Annotated in this window: 6 protein-coding genes; 3 read left to right on the top strand and 3 right to left on the bottom strand. The window is 48.4% G+C overall.

Going from position 1 to position 6,000, the window contains the following annotated elements:
• The first annotated feature begins 407 nt into the window (after positions 1–407).
• Positions 408–1,682, top strand: a complete 1,275-nt coding sequence (locus tag CAGA_RS08010) for an esterase/lipase family protein (RefSeq protein ID WP_135659631.1) — start codon at positions 408–410, stop codon at positions 1,680–1,682.
• A gap of 36 nt (positions 1,683–1,718) precedes the next feature.
• Here the strand turns inward: CAGA_RS08010 and CAGA_RS08005 are convergent, their stop codons facing one another.
• Complete coding sequence (locus tag CAGA_RS08005) at positions 1,719–2,237, bottom strand: O-acetyl-ADP-ribose deacetylase (protein WP_135659629.1); 519 nt, start codon at positions 2,235–2,237, stop codon at positions 1,719–1,721.
• A gap of 277 nt (positions 2,238–2,514) precedes the next feature.
• Between CAGA_RS08005 and CAGA_RS12665 the strand changes: the two genes are divergently transcribed.
• Positions 2,515–2,664, top strand: a complete 150-nt coding sequence (locus CAGA_RS12665) for a hypothetical protein (protein WP_167875186.1) — start codon at positions 2,515–2,517, stop codon at positions 2,662–2,664.
• A gap of 28 nt (positions 2,665–2,692) precedes the next feature.
• Entirely contained in the window at positions 2,693–2,902 is a 210-nt protein-coding gene (locus CAGA_RS08000; protein ID WP_135659627.1) for a heavy-metal-associated domain-containing protein, read from the top strand.
• Between the two features lie 137 nt (positions 2,903–3,039).
• Here CAGA_RS08000 and CAGA_RS07995 read toward each other — a convergent pair whose 3' ends face one another.
• Together CAGA_RS07995 and CAGA_RS07990 are read right to left on the bottom strand one after the other, a co-directional pair.
• Entirely contained in the window at positions 3,040–4,176 is a 1,137-nt protein-coding gene (locus CAGA_RS07995) for a toxic anion resistance protein (protein ID WP_135659625.1), read from the bottom strand.
• Between the two features lie 45 nt (positions 4,177–4,221).
• Complete coding sequence (locus CAGA_RS07990) at positions 4,222–5,439, bottom strand: 5-bromo-4-chloroindolyl phosphate hydrolysis family protein (protein ID WP_167875185.1); 1,218 nt, start codon at positions 5,437–5,439, stop codon at positions 4,222–4,224.
• Positions 5,440–6,000 lie beyond the last annotated feature (561 nt).

The raw sequence follows: 6,000 nt of genomic DNA, 5'->3' as shown, positions 1-6,000 counted from the left end.
TTCAAGGTCCTGGCCGGTCAAACTTCGCTTCTGCTCTGCGTTTTCGCGGCTTCGGCTTTGTTTTTCCGTTTGCGCCTTCCGTAAGGCGCTTGACTATAATACCAAATCCAGCCCTTTTAGTCAACCCCTTTTTTAAAATTTTTTAATTTTTTTTGATTTTTTCTTTAAGAATCGGAACCGAAGTGATTTTATCTCCGGCAATCTATCCTTCTAGTACAAAAGTTAAACACTATTCTTACAACTACATTTTTCATTTTATCAAATTACGGATTTTGTCTAAAAAACGTCATAAGCCCTGACAAGAAAGGATATTATTTTCGTGTAAGAAATAAATGCAAAAGGGGATGGTCGTATGGCTGCATGAATCACCCTTACCGAATAAAGAAAAATTTGAAAGGGTGAAATTCATGAAGAAACACATAGCAAAACTTCTTGTATTGGTATTTGCTCTGACTAGCGTCTTTTATTTTCCGCTAAATCAAGCCTACGCAAAGGAAACCGAACAGGCGCATTATCCCATTGTGATGGTTCACGGCCTTTTCGGCTGGGGCAACAATGAAATGAGGGATATTTATTATTGGGGAGGCTCCAACAGCTTACGGGAGTGGTTGTGCGACAAGGGATACGCCGTATATACTCCTACCATCGGGCCGATTTCAAGCAACTGGGACCGGGCATGCGAGCTTTACGCTTACCTGAAAGGCGGTACGGTGGACTACGGCAAAGCGCATGCCGAAAAATACGGGCATGCTAGATACGGCCGCACTTACCCTGGGATTTATAAAGAGTTTGGGGAAACAACCGCTTCCGGCGATATCCGCAAAATCAACCTGATCGGCCACAGCATGGGTGGGCAGACCATCCGCACCCTTGTACAATTACTGGAAAACGGAAGCGCTGACGAGAAAAGGGTAACCCCAGCCGACGAATTAAGCCCGCTGTTTAGCGGCGGCAAGTCGTGGGTAAACAGCGTTACCACCATTGCCACCCCGCACGACGGCAGCCAGGTCGCCCATGAAAAATACCAAATGGAACCGCTGATTAACCAGTTTTATGCGGCCTGGGCGGCAAAGAACGGCGCCGCTGTTGACCCCTCCGAAGCAAACATTGATTTCCAGTTGGATCAGTGGGGGCTAAAAAGGAACAAAGGGGAATCCTACGCCAGCTATTATAAGCGCGTTATGAAAAGCAACCTGTGGAAAAAGACAAAGGATTTGAGCGTTTGGGATCTTTCGCCCGAAGGCGCAGGAGAACTGAACGCCTGGGTGCACGCGCAGAGCGACGTTTACTACTTCTCCATCGGCTGTCTTGACACTCATGAATCCCCTATCACGGGATATCAGGTACCGAATTCCAATATGAGCAACGCTTTAAGGAGATCCTCCATCTTTATGGGCCGTTACACAAACGACCACCCCGGCGAAGTTCCCATTGACCGCTCATGGTGGAAAAACGACGGGATCGTAAGCGTGATCTCGTCCTCCAGCCCGAAGGTTTACTCGAAAGACACAGAGACGGATTATAACGGCCACCCCGAAAAAGGAGTTTGGAATTACATTGAAACGATTGATAATGTTGATCATTTTGAAATTGTTCAAATGAAACAGGACCATACGGAATTATTGAACAAGTATCTGAAGCTGGTCAGAATGCTTGACGGGCTTCCAATGGACGCCGAATAAAATGCACCCGGGAGGTATTATTCCGCCCGGGTGCGTTCATATTGCCATCGTTTCCTTTTTAAATGCCTCGTCGTAAACAGCTTTTGTATTGGAATCAAAGCAGACCATAAAAACTTCTTCGATCCCTTTGTGATCCCGGCAATAATCCAATATGGTTTTTACCGCGATTTCCGCCGCCAGCTTCAGCGGAAAACGATACACGCCCGTGCTGATGGACGGGAAGGCGACTGAGCAACAATGGTTTTGCGCCGCCAGCGAAAGACAGGAGCGGTAGCAACTTTGCAGAAGTTCCGGCTCCCCATTGTTCCCGCCGTGCCATACCGGCCCCGGCGTATGAATCACGTATTTCGCGGGAAGACGGTAACCCTTCGTAATTTTTGCCTGCCCGGTTTCACAGCCGTGAAACGTCCGGCATTCCGCAAGAAGCTCCGGCCCCGCCGCGCGATGGATGGCGCCGTCCACGCCCCCGCCGCCTAATAAAGAAGTATTGGCCGCGTTTACGATGGCATCGGTGCGCATTTTCGTGATATCTCCCTGAACGATTTGGAAACGCATGAAATCCCCCCTTATTGCGCCTTAATCCGGGAAAGCTGATTGATATTCTATATTTTATATCTTCCGGATACGAAACTGCAAGTGCAAACAAAACACAGCCGATTCATTTGGACGATTTATTTTCAACGGATTCTTTTGAAAATGTGGAAAACAGGCTCTGCTGTTCATACAGAAAGCGCCCCACCTTTACAGGTCTTGCACAAAAATTTGCATAAATTTTAAGTTTCCGGAAATACTAAATTGCGGAGCAGAAGGCTTTTAGGAAAGGAATAAAACGATGGACAATAATAAAAACCGAATGAAAGACAGAGGAAAAAACAACCCCGAACTGCGCAGAATGAAGCCGAGGGAAAATGCGGACGCAGGCATCTGCAACGGGCGCAAAATCGGGACGCACAGCGCGGGGCATGAAAAAAATGGTGGTTAAATTCATAAAATACAGGGAGGGCGATTTAATGAACACCGTATTATGCAGTGTTTCCGGAATTCAGAACAAAGAAGGCAAAACCCAGATTAAAAACGCGCTGAATAAACTGAAAGGCGTTCAAGAGGTTGGCGTGAATCTGTCGACGGGCACCGTTAAGGTAGATTACAACGAACCCGCGACTGAGCTGGAAATCAAAAACTGCATCGAGCACACCGGATTTAAAATTGAATACGAATAACTTCGGAATCCAAGGCTGAAAAGCCGCAAATGCCTGATAGATACAAATGTGATACTCCCCCTTGCCGGCAAAAGAATCGGCAAGGGGGAGTTTGATCTGTAATGGCTTTTCTATAAATAAATTTCGAATTTCAAAATTCAGCGCAGCTGCAGGAGCTTGTTTTTCAGATCCGTTTCTAGCTTTCGAAGCTCCTGCTCGGCCTGCGCGCGCTTCTCGCGGCTTTCCTTCTGGATTTGCATGACCTCGTCCAGCGTAGCGATGAGCGACTCGTTGGTATGCTTTAATGTTTCAATATCCACAATGCCGCGCTCGGATTCCTTCTGTGTTTCAATGGTTGCCATTTTCAACGCATCCGCGTTCTTGCGCAGAAGGGCGTTCGTCATATCGGTAACCTCACGTTGCGCTTTCGCGGCCTGTGTGGAATGCTCCACCCCCAGCGCCAGCACCATCTGGCTTTTCCAGAGAGGGATGGTATTGACAAGGGTGGACTGGATTTTTTCGCTCATCGTCAAATCGTTGTTCTGTATCAAACGGAGCTGCGGCGCCATCTGAATGGAAATCACACGCGTCAAATCCAAGTCATGCAGCTTCTTTTCAAAGCGGTCGCACATATTGGAAAGGTCGTTTGCGGCCTGTGCGTCCTCCGGCAAGCCGGAAGCCTGCGCCTTGCGCTGTAAGGCGGGCAAATCGTTTGAGCGCACCTGTTGCAGCTTCTTTTTTCCGGCAAGCAGATACATGGACAGCTCTTTAAAATACGTCTTATTGATCTCATACATTTTATCCAGAACAGAGATATCCTTCAAAAGCTGTACCTGATGCGCTTCCAGCGCTTCGCAGATTTGGTCCACATTGGCTTCCGCCTTTGCATAGCGTGCTTTCAGAGCCATTATACGGTTTCCCCCGCGCTTAAAGCGCGCAAAGAAGCCCTTATCCTTTTCATCCACTTCAAAACTCTTCAGCTCCGTTACTACGTTGGCGAGCATCTGCCCGACTTCGCCCAAATCCTTAGTACGCACATTTTCCAACGCGCTCTCGGAAAAATCCGCGATTTTTTTCTGAGCTCCCACGCCGTATTGCAAAATCTGATTGCTGTTTGTCAGATCGATCTTCGCGGCAAATTCCTCCACCATCTTCTGTTCGGCAGGGGTAAGCTGCGGCTCCGGTACTTTCCCGAATTCGGAATCTGCCGGCTCAAGAACCGTCTGCGCGGAAACAGGCTGCTCGGGGGACGGCTCAAGGGTAAGCTCAAGAGCAGGGATCTCGTTCTGATTCATGGTAAACCTCCATTACCCATTTATGATGTTTTAGGATTGCGTCTTTTACGAAAGCTTACTGCCCGACGTTTTTTCAAAATCGTTTCCGGTAAGGCCTTCCTGCTTCAGCATCGTTTCCAAAGTGGAAATATCCGCAGAAATATCAAGCGCCTCGTCGGCAAAAAGGGAATCCAGCAAATTCGCAAACGCTACATTGACGGTATCCAGCGCCCGCTCGATTTCCTGCTTCGCCTTCGTAATGTTTTCCCCCTGTACCGGCTGTGTTTCAAACTCTTCGTAAGCCTTCACCAGCTTCAGAGTCGTGGGCATATAATACCGCATAAAGCGGCGGATATCCGGCAGCTTTTCAGGATGCTGCCGAACACAGTCAAAAATACGGGCTGTGACGTTTTCAAGCTTGTCCAGCTTTACCGAAATGATTTCACCCGGAAGGGCGTCGTTTACGGCGCGAATCTGCCGCAAATACCCGTTGCCTTCTTCTATCGCAGTCAAAAGCTCGGTTTCCTTCGGATCCGCCTGCTTTTTCTCTTCTTCGGCCCTCGCTTCCTCCATACGGGCGGCATATTCCCTTTCCGCCTGTAAAAACTCGTTATAGGTTTCGTCATTCACCATAAAACAGGTTTCATCGCGGTCAAAATGCCCCTGCGGGCAGGCTCCGCTGGAAATCATCTTTTTCAGGTCTTTTTTTGTACGCTCCGGCGTTTCCCCCGCGATGTCGGAAAGCTTGTCGATTGAGCAGAACACCGCGCCGCCCATCGCGTCGCGGTAGCGCGCAAAGCGGCGGGCGCGGCGGCGCAAAGCAATCCCATAGCCCATCAGCCCGAAAGAGGCAGCCGTAAAGGAAACCAGAACCGAGGCGGCTGCAATGAAATGCGACAATGCAATCGAACCGGTGGCTCCTACGATAAAAACCGCAATGTCTGCGATCAGAAACGGTATGCCGAGGGAGGCTCCGACAATGGAACAGACAAGGCCGGAAATGCTGCCCGGCATCCTGCTGCGAAAACCGGAATAAACCGGCGGTCCAAAATCACCCGATCCTTTCGGAGGGGTTCCAACCGGTTTGGTATTTTGCGGGTAAGGATAAGGCGGGCGGCGCACAGCTTGTTTCAAATCTTCGAAAATTTCATTTCCATAGTCCGTAAATTGCCGAACGCCGTCGTCAACCGCACGGCCAAGTTCTTCAAAATTGCCGGAACGGACAGCGCGCCGTACAGCACGGCTGACTTCTTTTCCGATATGTTTGTAAGATCTGTTGCGCATGGCTTCCTCCAGAAAACCCGCTGTGCTGCCTGTGCACAGGCGTACAATTTTCTTCATTATAAATCATTTTAAATGAAATAACAACTTCCCCGTTTTTATTTTCTTCTTTAATTTCATTCGTCCGCACCAAGGTCTTGGTGGCTTAACTCCCACTCAAGTCGCTGGAGCTAACTACAATCCCAATGTCAAAAACTTGTTTTCTTTAGCTTCTTCATGAAATCTTGTGCTTTTTTGCGGATACTGTTCTGATCAAGCGTTTTTGTAACGCCACCGTCTAATTTAACCTAAAGCAAATCTTTGGTAGATTGTAAAATCAAATTAAACACATAAGAAATCCATAATGGTAGGAATTTCTGTTAGGGAACCTCTGAATAAATGGCCAATATCTTCAATTTCACTCAGACTGACCCCACCAAAAATGGTGTTTTCCGCCGTTTCAACTCCATTTTCTCTCGTGCGCCCTTGTCAGGTTCCACGGAGACTTCGCCCGGCCAGTACGAGAGCATACAGATTGGCGCAGGCAAACATGGCATACAGCCGGTATCTTAAGATTAAGTCAGA

The organism is Caproiciproducens galactitolivorans (genome assembly GCF_004768785.1).
GTDB lineage: Bacteria > Bacillota > Clostridia > Oscillospirales > Acutalibacteraceae > Caproiciproducens > Caproiciproducens galactitolivorans.
The sequence above is the reverse complement of the archived record's forward strand: the minus strand, read 5'-3'. Positions and strand labels throughout refer to the sequence as shown.